Origin of the sequence: Neisseria polysaccharea, assembly GCF_963392925.1 — a bacterium.
GTDB classification, from domain to species: Bacteria; Pseudomonadota; Gammaproteobacteria; order Burkholderiales; family Neisseriaceae; genus Neisseria; species Neisseria polysaccharea.
The window spans coordinates 276,252-293,533 of the sequence record NZ_CAUJNZ010000001.1 but is presented as its reverse complement, the minus strand read 5'-3'; the positions used below and the strand labels follow the sequence as shown (position 1 = coordinate 293,533).

Genomic DNA, 17,282 nt, shown 5'->3' with positions numbered 1-17,282 from the left:
TGCTCATGAGAAATCCCCTAAATGTCTTGGTGGGAATTTAGGGGATTTTGGGGAATTTTGCAAAGGTCTCCAACTATGTCTTTATCAAGATTTTTAATATTAATGGTAATGCTAAATGAGAATTCAAAATTAGGGAAAAATAAAACTTGTCCACCAATATTGGTATCAGCCCATGTTATTGAAAATCCAATTGCTTCATCTAAATTACTTTTTATTCTTAAAAAATCTAAAATTTCTTTTTCTGACATAGAAGCTGAATTCCAATCATAGTCTTCATCGTCAAGTGGTAAGTAAACAAAATTTCTATCATCTAGAAAACTCCAACCTCCATACAATAAGCATTCTAGTATTTCATAACGAGAAATTTTTTATTATTCATGGATAAATCAATATCTAAACTTACACTTCTTGACATTTTTAAATCTCCTATAACTTTTAATATTCAATATAGTTTTCAATGCGATAGTCCCGTACATGCCATTGATTGGCCTCAATACGAGAACCATTTTTTAAATGGAACGTAGCAGTAGTTTGGTCTTTTTGTCCTTGCGAGTTGTCGAATAAACCGTCTTTTCCTGCCTGATAGTAGGTATTTTGCCCCAGTACGGTGTAGTCACGGACTTGCTTTTCCGCTTTGGCTAAGTATGTCTCTGTTTTAAAGTGATTATTGATATTCTGCATATTCCGAACGGACATCAATGCATTACCTTGTACTTCCAAACCGGCACTGCCATTAACAAAGGTATCGGCAATGCCTGCCGCATGATGTTGTTCATCCAGTCGATTACCTACGGCAAAAATACCTTCGCTGGATAGTAGGGCACCTTCTTGGTTATGAATCTCTTTCGCTCCGATATCTAAACGTTTCCTTACAGCTATTGCACCCGCTTTGGTACTGCCTTCCGTCGTTTCTTCCCGGTTAAGCAGTATTTGCTTGTTCAGTACAATATATTTGCGCTATTTCCGCAATTTTCAAAATCCCCCGTTTTTTTAATTCTCTTATCGTTTCAATTATTTCTCCGTTTTTTCACGTTATATATCTATGACGAAACTAACACCACCCCACAAAATCAAAGCAAAACTGACCGCTGCAAAAACCAGACTGAATGGTGTATTCGTTGAAAACGAACCGTGGGAACGGTACTTTAAACGCTACGACCGCGAACATACCTTCTTCTATGCCGACCCGCCGTATTGGCAAACAGCAGGCTATGCCCGTTCTTTTGATTGGATGCAGTACGAGTTGCTTGCAAAAGCAATGGCAGAGGGCAAAGTCATACTGTCTATTAACGACCATCCCGATATTAGAGAGTTGTTCAAAGATTTCCGAACCACCCGCCTTGAGCTTATCTATTCCGTCAGTCGGGACAAAACGCAAAAAACCAGCGGCAAACTGGTTATCTGCAACTGGTAAAACAAAAGCGACGATAACCGTCGCTTTTATAAAAGTGCAAGGGAGTTGCAAATAATGCAATAGACTGCCAAAGTTTTTTTCTCAGAAAATGCCGAGATTTTTCTCAGTGCGTTTCATCCGCCGTGGCAATCGGCATCAAACCGCAGAACAGCACGTAATCCGCCCTGTCCTTGCCGCATGGATATTCGGCAATCGCCAGATTCCGTCCTTTTTCCGGATACGTGCCTTTTTGGTAGTTTAGATTTTCCGTATCCGCTTCCCAACCGGCTTCGCGCAGTTGGACATCAATCAACAGCAGGCGGGTTTGTTTTTCGTCCAGATCCCGCATCTGGCGGCTGCGGGCAAAACGTTTGTCCAATTGACTGCGGCGTGCCTGTTGTTCTTTTTCGCTTTTCGCCGCCAGTTCCGCGCGCAATTTTGCCAATTCCGCTTCTTGCGCTTTCAACAGGTATTGCTCTTCTCCGTTGGAAACCGGCGAATTTTCTAGCGTACTTTGTGTCTGCAAATAGGCAGGATTAAAGGCTTCCGACACAAAATCTTCCTGCCCATCGACAAAAGTGCGGCAAAACCACAATGCAATCTGCCACGCCGCCATCAAACTTTCTACCGCCGCTTTACGGTCGTCGTTAAATACGTGCGTTGCTGCATTGCCAGACTTACGCAAGCCGTGGAAAAGATGCAGCATATCTCGATTAATGCCATAACGTGCAACTGTTTGAACAGATCCGACTACGAACTGTTTTCCGACTCCGCCAGTCCATAGTTTGCCGCCACGGTTTTCGCCGTCAGCTCGGCAAACTGACGGGTTTTCATCACCAACGTGTTGGAATCGTCGGCAAAATAGCGTTCCGCATTGCGCACAAGCGTAAACAGAATGGGGAAATCGGATTGGAAAAAGGTCAAGTTCGACCGCATCGGCAACTTCCTCGATACGGATTAGCGGTTATTCTTGGCTTTCTTTATTTTGATGGAAACGGATTTTTTACTTTTCCCCTTCTGCCCTTTCCCGCCTTTTTCCAATTTGCCGTTTGACGGGGTATTTTTCTTGGATGGTTTGGCTTTTTTCCTTTTGGGTTCTGCATTGGGCATTTTGTTTTTTCCGGAATGCTTTCTGCCGGACGTGCCGCCCGCAATCAAGACAAAGTCAACTTTTCCGGTATCCAAATCGGCACGGACCACTTTAATGGCAACCCTGTCGCCCATGTTGAAACGGATGCCGCTGCGTTCGCCTTCGATTGCCATGATTTCGGGGCGGAAGTTGAAATAGTCTTCGCCCAAATCGCTGATGTGCACCAAGCCGTCGATGTGGATGCCGTCTAGTGTTACAAAGATACCAAAACTGGTCATGCCGGAGATTTTACCTTCGAATACTTCGCCGACCTTATCGCGCATATAGTAGGTTTTCAGCCAGTTTTCCACATCGCGTGCGGCATCGTCGGCACGGCGTTCGCAAAACGAAGTATGCACGCCCAAAGCCTGCCAGCTTTTGTTTGGCGTGTAGGTCTGCTTGTCCAATACAGCTTTGATGGCGCGATGGACGGTCAGGTCGGGATAGCGGCGGATGGGGGAAGTGAAGTGGGCGTATGCTTCATAAGCCAAACCGAAATGCCCTTCGCAATGCGGTTCGTAAACCGCCTGCTGCATGGAGCGCAGCATCATGACTTGCAGCAATTCGGCATCGGGTCTGCCTTTGAATTGTTCGGCAAGCGCGGCATAGTCTTTCGGCGTCGGGTTGTTGCCGCCGCCAAGTTGAAGCCCCAACAGACCGAGCTGCTCGCGCAGGGTGGCGAGTTTTTCGGGCGTGGGACCCAAATGGTTGCGGAACAAAGCCGTATGTTTGTTTTTCAGCAAAAACTCTGCCGCGCAAACATTCGCCGCCAGCATACATTCTTCAATCAGCTTGTGGGCATCGTTGCGGACGACGGGCACGATTTTTTCAATTTTGCCGTTGCCGTCGAAAAGCATTTGGGTTTCGACGCTTTCAAACTCCACCGCGCCGCGTTTGAAACGCCTTTTCTGAAGGATTTTGAAGAGTTTGTAAAGGGTATCAATTTGGGCTTTGTGCGGATGGTCGATGCCGTCTGAAATCCATTTCCAAACTTGGTTGTAGGTCAGGCGGGCATGGGAGCGCATCACGGCGGGGTAGAAGCGGTATTCTTTAATATTGCCCGCGTAAGTGATGACCATATCGCACACCATGCACAAACGCTCGACATTAGGATTGAGCGAGCAGATGCCGTTGGACAGGTTTTCCGGCAGCATCGGAATCACACGGCGCGGGAAGTAAACACTGGTGCTGCGTTCCTGAGCGTCCGTGTCGATAGCGTCATCGGGGCGGACATAATGGCTGACATCGGCAATCGCCACGACCAAACGGTAATTGCGTCCGATTTTCTCGGCAAACACGGCATCGTCAAAATCGCGCGCCGTTTCGCCGTCTATCGTTACCAAAGGCAGGTCGCGCAAATCGACGCGGCCTTTCAAATCGCTTTTGCGTACATGGTTGGGAATTTTTTTCGCGGCTTTGGCACACGCTTCACCGAATTGGTGCGGCAAATGATGCTTTCGCACGGCAATTTCAATCTCCATGCCGCTGTCGGCATAATCGCCCAATACTTCGATGATTTTCGCCACTGCCGGCCGGTTTTGCTCAGGATAAACCTCAATTTCGCCGACGATAACCTGACCGGATTCGGGTTTGAAACGCGCCACGCCGTCCGGTTCCAATACGATGCTTTGGTTCAGACGCTTGTCTTCCGGCTCCAAAATCGCCACGCCCCTATCCATATAGAAACGGCCGACAACTTTGCTTTGCGCGCGTTCGACAATATCCAGAACCGTCCCTTCGCACCGCCCCCTGCGATCTATGCCGGCAGGGCGAACGGTAACAATGTCGCCGTGCATGACACCACGCATCTGGTGTTCGTATAAAACGAAATCTCCTTCGCCCGTCGGCATGAGCGGTACGGCGAAGCCGAAACCGTCCTTATGCGCCTCGACGCGGCATTTGACCAAATCCAATTTGTCCGCCGCGCAAACCGCGCCCCGACGGTTGATTAAAACCTGACCGTCCCGCGCCATCGCCTTCAGACGGCGTTCAAAAAAGACATACTCGTCTTCCGTAATCGAAAGCTCGCGTGCAAGCGATTCGATTTTTGAAGGCACACCTTTGCGTTCCAACAATTCGATTATCCATTCCCGACTGGGCAAAGGATGTTCATAACGCTGTTTCTCCCGACTCAAAAACGGGTCTTTTTCCCGTAAATTTAAATATTTAATATTTTTGTTCATTTTGACCGTTGACATTCTTTTTATGACCTATATAATAGCGACTTCTTTGCGGAAGGACACTGTACCGCAAAACAGTAAATAAAGCAAAGCCCAGGTGGCGGAATTGGTAGACGCGCTAGCTTCAGGTGCTAGTATCCTAACGGGTGTGGAAGTTCGAGTCTTCTCCTGGGCACCAATCATGCTTTGCTTTATTTAGATATTTATATTGCCCAGGTGGCGGAATTGGTAGACGCGCTAGCTTCAGGTGCTAGTATCCTCACGGGTGTGGAAGTTCGAGTCTTCTCCTGGGCACCAATAATAATTTATCCTGTTAAGGGTAAATTCCGCCATTAGAGAGGTGGATGAGTGGTTTAAGTCGCACGCCTGGAAAGCGTGTATACGTGAATAGCGTATCGAGGGTTCGAATCCCTTCCTCTCTGCCAAATACAAATCCCAAACTTTTACAGTTTGGGATTTTTTGTTACTTACGTATTGATTTTATTGCGTAAAATCAGCTACAACCCATTACCTTACGTTACCATTGATTACTATCCGTTACCGTTTTTTTATGGTATGTTTTGCGGTATGTTTTACCCTCTTCCTAAGCCTGTAAGGACTCAAAAGGTGTATCCCTTCAAACGGCATTGTTCGACATGCTGCAAACCGAAAACCGATATGGCTGCACCGCATCCCAATCCGACCAACCTTTCCGAATACATCAGAACCTTAAAACGTGATTTGCCGTTCGGGGTTTCTGTTGCGGGCGAAGGGGTGCTGTTCCGGCATTCCGTTCTGCGCGGCAGGTTGTTTCAGCCGTTGCTTGCGCTGTTTTTCGGTCTGCTGCTTTGGATGGGCGGCGGAAACCAGTTGCTCGAATGGGGTGTTCCTCCCGTATCCGATTCGGTTTACAGCGTCTTGACGGCGGGTTTTTCCGTGTTTTGGATGTGGCGCATGGAGCGTTGGTGGTATGCGCTGACGACGTGCAAATCGGTTTATATCGATGATAAGGAACTGGTTGTTTATGGTGCGTTCGGGCGTGTCCGTTATCGCGGCAGGCATGATGCGGCATATTCCGTTCATGTGCTTCCGCATTCCCTCTACCAATGGCTGACCGGAGGAGTTGCGCTGCTGACCGGTCCGAGCGGACGCGGTGTGTGGACGGGCATGGTTTTGGGGCTGCACCGCCATAACCTCGGTGCGACGCTGGCGCGGAAAACGCTGGCAGACCTGCCGGAGCAGCATCCTTAAGACGCGGCATTTCGGCGTTCAGACGGCATTGTTCTTGAAAACACCATAGACAACGCCGCCCAACTGGTATAGTGTTCGTCCTGCTGCGGCATCTTTCCGATACCGCATTTTTTCAATATTAATTATCCGACTTACAAAGGTAAAAACATGACTGTCCGTATCGAACACGATTTATTGGGCGACCGCGAGATTCCCGCCGAAGTATATTGGGGCATCCACACCCTGCGCGCCATTGAAAACTTTAAAATCTCCACACAAAAAATTTCCGACGTGCCGCAGTTTGTCCGCAGTATGGTGATGGTGAAAAAGGCGACGGCACAGGCAAACGGTGAGTTGGGCGCGGTCAAGCCCGAAATCGCCGCCGCCATTGAAAAAGCCTGCGACGAAGTTCTGCTGAACAACCGCTGCCTCAACCAATTCCCGTCCGATGTGTATCAGGGCGGTGCGGGAACTTCGGTCAATATGAACACCAACGAAGTCATCGCCAACCTCGCATTGGAAGTCTTGGGATACGAAAAAGGCCGCTACGACATCGTCAATCCGATGGATCACGTCAATGCCAGCCAATCGACCAACGATGCCTATCCCACGGGCTTCCGCCTTGCCGTGTATTACAGCATCGGCGAACTACTGGAAAAACTGACCGTATTGAAAAACGCCTTTGCCGCCAAAGCCGAAGAATTTAAAGACGTTTTGAAAATGGGCCGCACCCAGCTTCAAGATGCCGTGCCAATGACTACAGGACAAGAATTCCAATCTTTCCAAGTGTTGTTGGAAGAAGAAATCCTCAACCTCGACCGCACGCGCCAACTGCTTTTAGAAGTCAATTTGGGCGCAACGGCAATCGGCACGGGCGTGAACACGCCCAAAGGCTACGCCGAACTGGTGGTCAAAAAACTCTCCGAAGTCAGCGGCTTGTCTTGCAAACTGACTGAAAACCTGATCGAAGCGACCTCCGACTGCGGCGCATATGTGATGGTACACGGCGCATTGAAGCGCACGGCGGTCAAACTCTCCAAAATCTGCAACGACTTGCGCCTGCTCTCTTCCGGCCCGCGTGCCGGCTTGAAAGAAATCAACCTGCCCGAATTGCAGGCCGGTTCTTCCATCATGCCTGCCAAAGTCAATCCCGTGATTCCCGAAGTGGTCAACCAAGTCTGCTTCAAAGTCATCGGCAACGACACCACCATCACTTTCGCCGCCGAAGCAGGTCAGTTGCAACTGAACGTTATGGAGCCGGTCATCGCCCAATGTATGTTTGAAACCATTTCCCTCTTGGGCAATGCCGCAGTCAACCTGTCCGACAAATGCGTCAAAGGCATTACGGTCAACCGCGAAATCTGCGAACGTTACGTTTTCAACTCCATCGGTTTGGTGACTTATCTGAATCCTTATATCGGCCACCACAACGGCGACTTGGTCGGCAAAATCTGCGCCCAAACCGGCAAAGGCGTACGCGAGGTTGTTTTGGAACGTGGGCTGTTGAGCGAAGAAGAACTCAACCGTATCCTCTCCCCCGAGAACCTGATGAATCCTCATCTGTAAACATTACGAACAAATGCCGTCTGAAGCAGGGATGTTGCTTCAGACGACATTTAATTATATCAATCAGCCGGATTATATGCCGAACAGTGCCTTGACTTCCGCCCAATAAAACAGGCAGGCGATGGAACACAGTGCCAACACGATTCCCGCCGTATTGATTGTGCTGATTTTTTCCTTAAAAAACAGTGCGCCCGAAAGCGTACCCAAAACAATCACGCCGATATTCATACCGGCAAAAACCAGCGTGGGATTATCTTTCATCATTTGGTGCGCGGTGATGTAGGTTACGATGTTCATAAAGTTCAAACCGCCCAAGAGTATGCCGCCGACCACACTCTCAATGCGCCATTTGACTGATTTGGACAATAGGTAGGCAAATATCAAAATACCGGACAAAGCAAATGCAATCAGAAGGTTGCCTGAAAATGCCGTTCCGCTTTTGGCAAGCTGCTTAAACAAGATATCGATAATGCCGTAACCTGCCCACACGCCCAGCAGCAATGCCGCCTGCCGCCACGCGCTTCCTGATTTTTTGCCACCGCTGTGTTTCCAAAGCAGGCAGAACAGTGCGGCAAAGGCGAGGCACAGCCCGATTAGTTTGCCTTCGCTGAGTTTTTCGCCAAACAGCGTTAAAGCGGCAACAATCGGCAAAAACAGCGACAAACGCTGCGCCGCGTCGGATTTGACGATACCGGCGGCTTCTACGGATTTGCCCATTATCACGAATACAGACGGCAGCAGCACGCCCAATGCGGCAAACAGCCACCATGTCGGCAAAAATGCGCCGATATTGCCGACATCCGGCTTCAATACCAGCAGGGTCAGTATGACCGCGACCACATAATTGACGGCGACCGCCTGCGCGATGTCGATTTTTTTCTTCCTTGCCATTTTCAGCAAAATGGAAACCGACACGCTGAACACGATGCTGATTAACAGGTAAGCCATACTATATCCATTTCTCGGGTGCAACCGCCCTGCCGCCGTTGAAGCGGATAAAGCCGGCGATGATGCGGTAGAAATACCAGACGTTCGTTGCAATAATAATCAGCACGCCGATACCCAAAAGGGCAGTCAGCGCACCCAAAATATAAAGCCAAAATGTGCGCCAAAAGGTTTTAATCAGGTATTCGGTATGTGCGGCATAGACAATGCTGTCCAAACTGTTCCGTTTCATATAGGCGAGAATCACGCCGACTATGGGCATATAGGCGAAAATCACGCCGACTATGGGCATGAACAGCATGATTGCACCCAAACCGAACAGGATGTAGGCGGCGAGGACATAGTTGCGCCCGCTTCCGCCGCCGGACGGTTCGTAAGCATGGCGCGAACGTGAAGCCTGCCGTTCAAACGCCTGTCTGAACGCCTGTTCGCGGCGCATCTGTTCGCGGTAAAACTGCTCCCTGCGCGCCTGTTCGCGGCGGAATGCCTCTTCCTGCCGCCTGCGTTCCTCATGCCGTCTGAAGGACGCGTCGTATTGCATCCGTTTCGACAGGTCGGAAAGCGTATCGTAAGCCCGTTGGATTTCTTTGAACTTTTCTTCCGCCTGCGGATTGCCCGGATTGCGGTCGGGATGGTATTTCATTGCCAGCTTGCGGTAGGCGCGTTTGATTTCGTCCGCCCCCGCCTGCGGCGACACGCCCAATACGGCATACAAATCTTTGTCCATATTGCTCCTTATATAGTGGATTAACAAAAATCAGGACTAGGCGACGAAGCCGCAGACAGTACAAATAGTACGGAACCGATTCACTTGGTGCTTCAGCACCTTAGAGAATCGTTCTCTTTGAGCTAAGGCGAGGCAACGCCGTACTGGTTTTTGTTAATCCACTATACTTCCCCGTCAAACCGCTGCCTGTATTGTTTTCGGGTTCAAAATATTTAAATCTCCGGGACGGATGCCGATAATGAACCCGCGTTTTCCGCCGTTGATATAGATGGTTTCCAAATCCATCACCGACTGTTCGACATAAATATCCAATTTTGTCCGGATGCCGAACGGCGTTGTGCCGCCGACCAGATAGCCCGTCCACTTGTTTGCCTGTGCGGGCGTGGCGGGTTCGATGTGTTTCGCACCCAAATACCGCGCCAGATTGCGGGTTGAAATCTGTTTGTCGCCGTGCATCAAGACAATCAGCCCCTTACCGTTTTCATCTTGCAAAACAATGGTTTTAATGACCAAGTGTTCGTCTTTGCCGAACAGTCGGGCAAACTGCGCCGTGCCGCCGTGTTCCTCATAGGCATAGGTAAAAGGTTCAAATTCGATGCCGTTTTCACGCAAAACGCGTACGGCAGGTGTTATCGGATAAGTGTGTTTACTCATTTTTCGTCATGCAAAACATGGAAATCGGTCAAGCGCAATGTTACCATATATCCCCTTTATCGAAGGAAACCGATATGGATATCCGATATTTCGGCACAACGCCCCGCTATTCCGAAGCCGTCGGCGCAAACGGCTTGATTTTCCTCTCCGGCATGGTTCCCGAAAACGGTGAAACGGCTGCCGAACAGACTGCCGACGTGCTTGCCCAAATCGACCGCTGGCTGGCGGAATGCGGCTCGGACAAGGCACACGTTTTGGATGCGGTCATCTATCTGCGCGATATGGGCGACTATACCGCGATGAACGAAGTTTGGGATGCTTGGGTTGCCGCCGGCAGAACGCCCGCCCGCGCCTGCGTGGAAGCGCGGCTCGCCCGTCCGGAGTGGCGTGTCGAAATCAAAATAACCGCCGTGAAGAAAGACGCGGCAACCGAATAAACAGATTTCCTTTATATTTCAGAGTACGCAAATGATGAAAACCTTACTGCCCTTTTTCGGCGTGGTGCGCGTCAGTGGCGAAGACCGCCAAACCTTCCTGCACGGACAGCTTTCCAACGACATCAACCACCTTCAGACCGGGCAGGCGTGTTATGCGACTTACAACACGCCCAAAGGCCGCGTCATCGCCAATATGATTGTCGTCAACCGAGGCGGCGATTTGCTGCTGATTATGGCGCAAGACCTGCTTGAAGCAACGATCAAACGCCTGCGGATGTTTGTCCTGCGTGCCAAAGTCGTTTTTGAAATCCTTGAAGATTACGCCGTCGGCGCAGAGTTGGCAGAATCCGCCGAACCGCTTGCCGCACAAGAACCCAACCTTGCCTTTGCCGCACAACAAGATTCAGACGGCATCTGCTCTATCGTTCTGCCTCATGGCGGCATCCTTCGCATCGCACCCGAAACCGCCCTGCCCCCTTATGATGCCGCCGCCGAAAGCGCGTGGCGGCTGCACGAAATCCGCAGCGGTTATCCGTGGATATGCGCGGCTACCAAAGAAACTGCCGTTGCCCAAATGCTCAACCAGCACATCATCGGCGGCGTACACTTCAAAAAAGGCTGCTATCCGGGACAGGAAATCATCGCGCGCGCCCAATATCGCGGTCAGGTCAAACGCGGCTTGGCGGTGTTGTCGGGAAATTCGGCAGCCGAAGCGGGCATCCTGCTGACGGCAGACGGCGAAGAGGCCGGCATCGTGCTCGACAGCGTTAAAGATTCGGAAAACTTTACCGCCCTTGCCGTGATTAAATTCTCCGCCGCACAAAAAGAACTGACCGCCCCAAACGGCGGTATCTTCAAAGCGGTTCATCTCTTCTTTAAAACCGAAAATGCAGAATAAGCCCTCTAATGCCGTCTGAACCTTTTTCAGACGGCATTTTAAAACCGCCCCTGTTTTCGGTTACAATGCCGCATCCCTAATTTTTCAAACCACCGCCATGTCCAAAAAAACCAAACAAGAACTGGAAAACAACAAACTCAGCAAACGCCTGCGCCACGCCGTCGGCGATGCGATTAACGATTTCAACATGATCGAGCCGGGCGACAAAATCATGGTCTGTCTCTCCGGCGGCAAAGACAGCTACGCCCTTTTAGATATCCTGCGCCAGCTTCAAGCCAGTGCGCCGATTGATTTCGAACTGGTTGCCGTCAATCTCGACCAAAAGCAGCCGGGTTTCCCCGAAAAAGTATTGCCGACCTATCTCGAAAGCATAGGCGTGCCGTACAAAATCGTCGAAGAAGACACCTACTCCACCGTCAAACGCGTGTTGGACGAAGGCAAAACGACTTGTTCGCTGTGCAGCCGCCTACGCCGCGGCATCCTCTACCGCACCGCAAAAGAATTGGGCTGCACCAAAATCGCCTTAGGACACCACCGTGACGACATCCTTGCCACCATGTTTTTAAATATGTTTTACGGCGGCAAACTCAAAGCCATGCCGCCCAAGCTGGTGAGCGACAACGGCGAACACATCGTCATCCGCCCGCTGGCGTATGTCAAAGAGAAGGACTTAATCAAATACGCCGAATTGAAACAATTCCCCATCATCCCGTGCAACCTTTGCGGCTCGCAGCCCAACCTGCAACGCCAAGTCATCGGCGATATGCTGCGCGATTGGGACAAACGCTTCCCCGGCCGTATCGAATCGATGTTCTCCGCCCTGCAAAACGTCGTCCCTTCCCACCTTGCCGATACCGAACTCTTTGACTTTGTCGGATTGGAACGCGGTCAAAGCCTAAAACACGGCGGCGATTTGGCTTTTGACAGCGAAAAAATGCCCGAACGTTTTTCAGACGGCAGCGAAGAAGATGAGAGCGAAATCAAAATCGAGCCGCAAAAAGCCGAACGCAAAGTCATCAACATTCTGGCGAACAAGCCGAAAACCTGCGGAGCATAGGCCTCCGCCGTCAAAAATGCCGTCTGAAACCCGTTTGGCGTTTCAGACGGCATTTTAAAATCCCGAAGCAGGCGGCTCCCAAACATTTGTTTCTCAGTGTCCGTTTTCAGAATGTCCTCCTGCGGGCATATTTTGCCCGATCAGTTCGGCTATCTTCTCGCCGTCAAACTGCGTTTTGAACACCACCTTGATTTCTTTGGAAATCTCGGCAAACAGCTTTTCGGCATGTTTGATTTTCCGCTCTTCGCTTTTTCGCAAATCTTCCGCCCCATCAGTCCCTTTGGCTTCAATCACAAAGTTCAGAATCTCGCCGCTTTTGGTTTTCACGATATAGGCAAAATCGGGCGAATACGTGCCGCCGCCGGCAACAGGGATTTTGATGGAGTTTCTCGGTATTTTAGTGAATACGGTTACGCCTTCAATTTGGTTGTTGGCGACATTTTCATGTTCTATATCCGAATCGTAGAAAATCTCGCCGAAGAGATAGCTGGCGGCAGGCCGGTGCTCCGTATCTTCAAATCTTCCCAAATCTGCTTTTTTCACCGCACGCGGTTTGCCGTCTTTATTGGTAAATTTGGTCGGATGGATTTTGCTGCCGACAAGCTGGTAATCCAGTTCGAATTTATGGAAGGAATGATGAAGCAAAAACCGGTTGAAGCCGTTTTTGATTTGGGCGATGGTTTGCATATTCAAAAAATCGCCAATGTTCAGTTCGTTGCGGATGCGGTAAAACGCCTGATGCAAAGTCTGCATGCGGATTTTTGCCGTTTGTGCCAGTTTTTCCAGAAACTCACGGTAAGTCATTGTGTTGAAACGGATAAAATCTTCATCTTCAATACTGTCTATGCGGCGGGAAAGCATGAGCCCGTTGTTGATATAAGTTTCGTTTACCGCCGTGCGTATGCCTGCCTGCGGGAATTTGGCGGCGTTTTCACGCAAATAGGCGGTAAATAAATCGACAAATTCGGCTTCATCCTTAATTTTATACTGCAAAACGGCTTTATGGTGAATCAGCTCCCACAAAGCTTTGAGTTCTTCATATTTGCCTTCGCGCATGATGATGGTGTCTTTGCCTTCGTCTTTGGCGTTGCTGACTTTGCCTTTGTCCAAACCTTTGGGGAAGGCTTCGGGATAGGCGGCTTTTAATTTGTCATAGCCGTCTTCGGTAAAGTTTTCATTGTCGTCAATGATGCCGTCTGAAAATAGTTTGTTTAACAATACCAGCGGTTTGATATCGGGGTATTTTTGCAATATTTTTTGTTTCAAGTCCTCGGTAAACTTTTTGGAGATTTCTTCCTGAAAAGAATTATCGTTGATTTCGCCGACAAGCTGCTTCACAAAGTCTTTTTCGCTGCTATCGACAAAATAATTCAGTTTGTACGATACATCGCGCACCCGCGCCATCAGCTCGTTTACCGGCAGGCGCAGACCGCGTCCGACTTCTTGCAGCTTGGAAGTCGTGCTGCCGCTGGAACGCAGTTTGCAAATCTGGAAAACGTTGGGATTGTCCCAGCCTTCGCGCAGCGTCCATTTGGAAAAAATAAAGCGGCGCGGGTTGTCCAAAGACAGCAGCTTTTCCTTATCGTGCAGGATTTCATTGATTTCCTGCTCGATTCTATCGTCGCTGTCTGTATTGTCTTTGGAAAAATAACCGCCGTGGCAGGCGGATACATCGTCCAACGTCTTTTGCAGGTAATCACGATAAAACGGGTCGCTTTCCGTTTTCAGGCGGCGTGCCGCTTCCGCACGGATCCAGCTTTCAAATTTATCTTTCAGGCTGCCTGAAAGCTCGTTGCCGCTGCGGTAGCCCGCGATATCGTCAATAAAAAACAGCGTCAGCGGCTTGATTTTGGGCTGTGGCGCGCGTTCTGCCAAAAGCGCGCGTTCCAGCTTGAAATGTTCGGCAACCGCCCTCTGCATCATCGCGTCCTGCACCGTTTGCGAATAGGAATAAGGGTTGATGACGGCACCCGTTTTCAACTCCAAGCCGTTGCTTAACACCACCACGGTTTTATTCATTTTGTCGATTTTCAAATCCGAAACAGCGGGATGGATTTTCGACAAATCTTCGCCTTTTGCCAGTTTGAACGTCTGCTTTTTGTCCTTTTCGTTTAATTCAAATTTCGCTTCTTTGCCGTCCGACGACACCAGTTTTACCGCCGCATCCATGCCGCCCTGCATTTCTTCCTGAAACACGCGCACGCCTTTGACCAGCCCGTCGTTAAACGCGTCCACCGCCGTCAGACGGTAAAGCAGGTTGTAATATTCATCGTTAAATGTCGCACCGTAGCGTAAAATATATTGCGGTTTTAAGCGTTTGATATTGCCCCACGTTTTCGCGCTCTCCCGGGTCGGGAATTTATGCGGTTCGTCCACAATCACAAACGGGCGCACGGCGGCCAATGCATCAACGGGATTGTCAAACAAATCTTTCAATACCTTGTCGCCCGTATCGGTCATAGACGGCGAATTAACCATGCCCGCGTTAATCAGCAGCACATGGATTTCCTTTTTGTTTTCCGCTTTGACAAATTGCTCAATCGTTATGGGCGCATTGGACTTTTTGCCCTTATTCTTTTTCGCGCTTTCCACCACATAGGTTTTCAGGCGTACGCCTTCATAATCGCCGCCGAAGTCCTGTTCAAAATGCTCTGCCAAAGCCTTGCTTTGCAAAAACTGCCGTGTTCCCGCCTTAATGGACAAAGTCGGCACGACCACGATAAATTTGAACACGCCCAGCCAACGGTGCAGCTCGAACATGGTTTGTGTGTAGGTATAGGTTTTGCCCGTGCCCGTTTCCATGGAAATATCAAGGATATTTTGGTCGTCCGAACGGTCGGGGAATCGGCCGTCTATGCCGTTTTGGCTTTGCACTTTCAGGATATTGTCTGCGTATTGTTTTGCAGCAAACAAAAGTTCGGGATTTTCGTCTGCCGCCCGATATTTGGGCGTTGCCCCGTCAAACACGCCCAAAACCGCCGAAACCGCCCGCATTTGGTGCGGCTGGTTTTTCTCGTAATTAAAACCGCTCATGAATGTTTCTCCATGAAGTCATTGTTGTATCATCCTTCCACCGCAAGGGGAATCCAAGCCGAAAAGCAGCCTGCACTTTCAGATTCCCGACTACACCCTGATAATCACATTCAACTCAATCTCTTTTTTATTGGTATAACCGCGAACCGCCTGGTCAAGTTCGTGCTGCATGGCGCTTGCCATATTGCTGCCGAATACAATCACGCGGTTGGGATTGAAAGCTGCATCGTCGTCCAGCTTCTTGATAAACGCCAGCAAATCGGCGGAAGTAAAACCCGCATTCATCAAATATAGCCGCTTTTCGCACAGATATGCCGTGTAATCCCCTAACCCCACAGGCTCAACCGGCGTAGTTAGTGCCGCCCCGTCATACAGCGTCCAGGTGGTCAGAAGCGTTTGCAGCTGTTCTTCGCTTAATTCATCGTTAAGCGGCAAATCCGGTTGTTCGGGCGAAAAATCGTTATCCGGATGCTGCCTGAAATTGTCTGCCGTTTGAAAGATTTTGAAGCCCAAATCGCCCGTGTAATCGGGATGCTCGGCGCGGATTTTGGCGGCGGCTAGCTCTATTCTGTCTTTTGTAATTTCAAAAATATTATTGTAGCCTGCTAAAAACGCATCAGAATCAGGTTTTGTTAGCTCAGGAAGCTGGACAGTTATAAATTTTCTATTCCCATCATCTATCAGGTTTAAATTCATTAAAGCGTGAGCAGTTGTTCCGCTACCAGCAAAAAAGTCTAAGACTAGGTCATTTTTGCCTGTACAGTGAAAAATTAGTTTTTCTATTAAATCTAACGGTTTTATTGTTTCAAACCCATGTTCTTTTTGTAATAAGTTTAAGACAATAGATTTACCATTTTCACTTGTTCCCACTGTATCAGACATATCAATCCATAGTGGATAATAGCTTTCATTATTTTCATCTTTCTTATAAATCTTTCGGAATACCGTATCATTTTTTAAAAAAACATCTCCTGACTTTTCCAGTTCTTCTGCTGTATTTATACCAATAGTCCATCTATTTCCTTCTCTTGGGTAACGACCTAATATTGGAAACACCATCTTTTCTGATTTTTTAATTCCTGTATTTTTTCTTTGCTGGATTTCTTCTTCACGATATTCATCTCCATTGCTAGATTTAAAAGGATAAGATTTTTCTTCCTTGATTTCCAAATTAAATGGCGGATGTTCCTGCATCGAAACCATTCCATAAATCAAAATATATTCATCTGATTTTTGTAACTTGTATTTTGCTGTTCCTGCATTCATCGCTTTTGTTGTTGCCGTCCAAGTTGCAGTACCATAAAAATTCCCTTCCCCAAACACTTCATCACACAACAACTTCAACTGCGCCGCTTCGTTATCGTCAATCGAGATAAAAATCACGCCATCTTCGCGCAATAGTTCGCGGGCGACATACAGGCGCGGATACATAAAGGTCAGCCACGCGCTGTGCGAGTTTGAGCCTTTGTCGGTGAAGTCTAAAATCCGCGCGGCTTCGTCTTCATCAATATTGGCCAGGCGGGCAAGTTCGGCGGGTGTGAATTTGCGGTCGTCCTGATAGACAAAGCCGTCTGATCCGGTGTTGTAGGGCGGGTCGATGTAAATCATCTTCACGCTGTTTGCGTAGGCGTTTTTTAAGTGTTTCAACACTTCCAGATTGTCGCCGCGAATCAGCAGGTTTTGGCTGCCTGCATTTTCGGGCTTGGCGTTGTGCGTCTTGTCTTCACTTATCAGGGTTTCGGGCGGCAGGTTGCGAAGCAGGCGGGCATATGATTTGCCCAGCCAGTTCATTTCGTAAAATTCGCGTCCGATGTCGGTCTGCGGCGCGATTTCGGCTTGTAATCTGTCGATAAGGAAATTTCCGTCTGCGTCAAAACAGGCGGGAAACAGTTTTTTGAGCTGTTCGAGTTGGGTAGAGTTGGCGGTAATGCCGTCTGAAGTGTAGATTGCTTCGGTGTTCGCCTCGGCTGTGTCGCTTAGATCAGGGCTTGGATTGGATTGGATTGGATTGGATTGGATTGGATTGGATTGGCAGCATTTTAAAATCCTCGGTT

Annotated in this window: 15 protein-coding genes, 3 tRNA genes and 1 pseudogene; 9 read left to right on the top strand and 10 right to left on the bottom strand. The window is 49.1% G+C overall.

Annotation, left to right across the window (positions count from 1 at the left end; genetic code table 11):
- Window positions 1-17 precede the first annotated feature (17 nt).
- Window positions 18-335, bottom strand: a complete 318-nt coding sequence (locus tag RDY34_RS01350) for a hypothetical protein (RefSeq protein WP_301005485.1) — start codon at window positions 333-335, stop codon at window positions 18-20.
- 106 nt (window positions 336-441) lie between these two features.
- A pseudogene (locus RDY34_RS01345) lies at window positions 442-951 on the bottom strand (hypothetical protein); the annotation flags it as partial.
- 91 nt (window positions 952-1,042) lie between these two features.
- Here RDY34_RS01345 and RDY34_RS01340 point away from each other — a divergent pair.
- Complete coding sequence (locus RDY34_RS01340) at window positions 1,043-1,414, top strand: DNA adenine methylase (protein WP_301005486.1); 372 nt, start codon at window positions 1,043-1,045, stop codon at window positions 1,412-1,414.
- A gap of 103 nt (window positions 1,415-1,517) precedes the next feature.
- Here the strand turns inward: RDY34_RS01340 and RDY34_RS01335 are convergent, their stop codons facing one another.
- The 3 genes from RDY34_RS01335 to rnr are packed head-to-tail and all read right to left on the bottom strand — an operon-like array spanning window position 1,518 to window position 4,705.
- Window positions 1,518-2,099 (bottom strand): hypothetical protein, encoded by a 582-nt coding sequence (locus RDY34_RS01335; RefSeq protein WP_003751413.1) that lies wholly within the window; start codon window positions 2,097-2,099, stop codon window positions 1,518-1,520.
- 44 nt (window positions 2,100-2,143) lie between these two features.
- The gene (locus RDY34_RS01330; protein ID WP_003751415.1) at window positions 2,144-2,329 is read right to left on the bottom strand and encodes a hypothetical protein; all 186 of its coding nucleotides are present in this window, start codon (window positions 2,327-2,329) and stop codon (window positions 2,144-2,146) included.
- Between the two features lie 21 nt (window positions 2,330-2,350).
- The gene (gene rnr, locus RDY34_RS01325) at window positions 2,351-4,705 is read right to left on the bottom strand and encodes a ribonuclease R (protein WP_025456737.1); all 2,355 of its coding nucleotides are present in this window, start codon (window positions 4,703-4,705) and stop codon (window positions 2,351-2,353) included.
- A gap of 88 nt (window positions 4,706-4,793) precedes the next feature.
- Between rnr and RDY34_RS01320 the strand changes: the two genes are divergently transcribed.
- From RDY34_RS01320 to aspA, 5 genes are all read left to right on the top strand, one after another.
- A tRNA-Leu gene (locus RDY34_RS01320) sits at window positions 4,794-4,880 on the top strand.
- 32 nt (window positions 4,881-4,912) lie between these two features.
- Window positions 4,913-4,999: transfer RNA gene (locus RDY34_RS01315), tRNA-Leu, on the top strand.
- 37 nt (window positions 5,000-5,036) lie between these two features.
- A tRNA-Ser gene (locus RDY34_RS01310) sits at window positions 5,037-5,127 on the top strand.
- Window positions 5,128-5,359: 232 nt separating this feature from the next.
- A complete protein-coding gene (locus RDY34_RS01305) occupies window positions 5,360-5,932 on the top strand; it encodes a hypothetical protein (RefSeq protein WP_003751419.1) in 573 nt (190 codons plus the stop codon).
- 147 nt (window positions 5,933-6,079) lie between these two features.
- A complete protein-coding gene (gene aspA / locus RDY34_RS01300; protein WP_003751423.1) occupies window positions 6,080-7,477 on the top strand; it encodes an aspartate ammonia-lyase in 1,398 nt (465 codons plus the stop codon).
- Between the two features lie 72 nt (window positions 7,478-7,549).
- Here aspA and RDY34_RS01295 read toward each other — a convergent pair whose 3' ends face one another.
- From RDY34_RS01295 to ybaK, 3 genes are all read right to left on the bottom strand, one after another.
- Window positions 7,550-8,425, bottom strand: a complete 876-nt coding sequence (locus tag RDY34_RS01295) for a DMT family transporter (protein ID WP_308073122.1) — start codon at window positions 8,423-8,425, stop codon at window positions 7,550-7,552.
- A 1-nt stretch (window position 8,426) separates the two neighbouring features.
- On the bottom strand, window positions 8,427-9,149 hold the full coding sequence (locus tag RDY34_RS01290; RefSeq protein ID WP_308075257.1) for a DnaJ domain-containing protein: 723 nt from the start codon (window positions 9,147-9,149) through the stop codon (window positions 8,427-8,429).
- 174 nt (window positions 9,150-9,323) lie between these two features.
- The gene (ybaK, locus tag RDY34_RS01285) at window positions 9,324-9,803 is read right to left on the bottom strand and encodes a Cys-tRNA(Pro) deacylase (RefSeq protein WP_308075258.1); all 480 of its coding nucleotides are present in this window, start codon (window positions 9,801-9,803) and stop codon (window positions 9,324-9,326) included.
- Window positions 9,804-9,877: 74 nt separating this feature from the next.
- Here ybaK and RDY34_RS01280 point away from each other — a divergent pair, with 74 nt between their 5' ends.
- From RDY34_RS01280 to ttcA, 3 genes are all read left to right on the top strand, one after another.
- The gene (locus tag RDY34_RS01280; protein ID WP_308075259.1) at window positions 9,878-10,240 is read left to right on the top strand and encodes a RidA family protein; all 363 of its coding nucleotides are present in this window, start codon (window positions 9,878-9,880) and stop codon (window positions 10,238-10,240) included.
- A gap of 34 nt (window positions 10,241-10,274) precedes the next feature.
- A complete protein-coding gene (ygfZ, locus tag RDY34_RS01275; protein WP_025456739.1) occupies window positions 10,275-11,138 on the top strand; it encodes a CAF17-like 4Fe-4S cluster assembly/insertion protein YgfZ in 864 nt (287 codons plus the stop codon).
- A gap of 97 nt (window positions 11,139-11,235) precedes the next feature.
- Window positions 11,236-12,195 carry a tRNA 2-thiocytidine(32) synthetase TtcA gene (gene ttcA, locus RDY34_RS01270; RefSeq protein WP_308075260.1) on the top strand — a complete coding sequence of 320 codons (960 nt, stop codon included), beginning with the start codon at window positions 11,236-11,238 and terminating at the stop codon, window positions 12,193-12,195.
- A gap of 93 nt (window positions 12,196-12,288) precedes the next feature.
- On the opposite strand, the gene RDY34_RS01265 is transcribed toward ttcA, so the two are convergent.
- Complete coding sequence (locus RDY34_RS01265) at window positions 12,289-15,228, bottom strand: type III restriction-modification system endonuclease (protein WP_003751436.1); 2,940 nt, start codon at window positions 15,226-15,228, stop codon at window positions 12,289-12,291.
- A 90-nt stretch (window positions 15,229-15,318) separates the two neighbouring features.
- Window positions 15,319-17,274, bottom strand: coding sequence for a site-specific DNA-methyltransferase (locus RDY34_RS01260; RefSeq protein ID WP_372340203.1), 1,956 nt, complete (start codon window positions 17,272-17,274; stop codon window positions 15,319-15,321).
- Window positions 17,275-17,282: the final 8 nt, after the last annotated feature.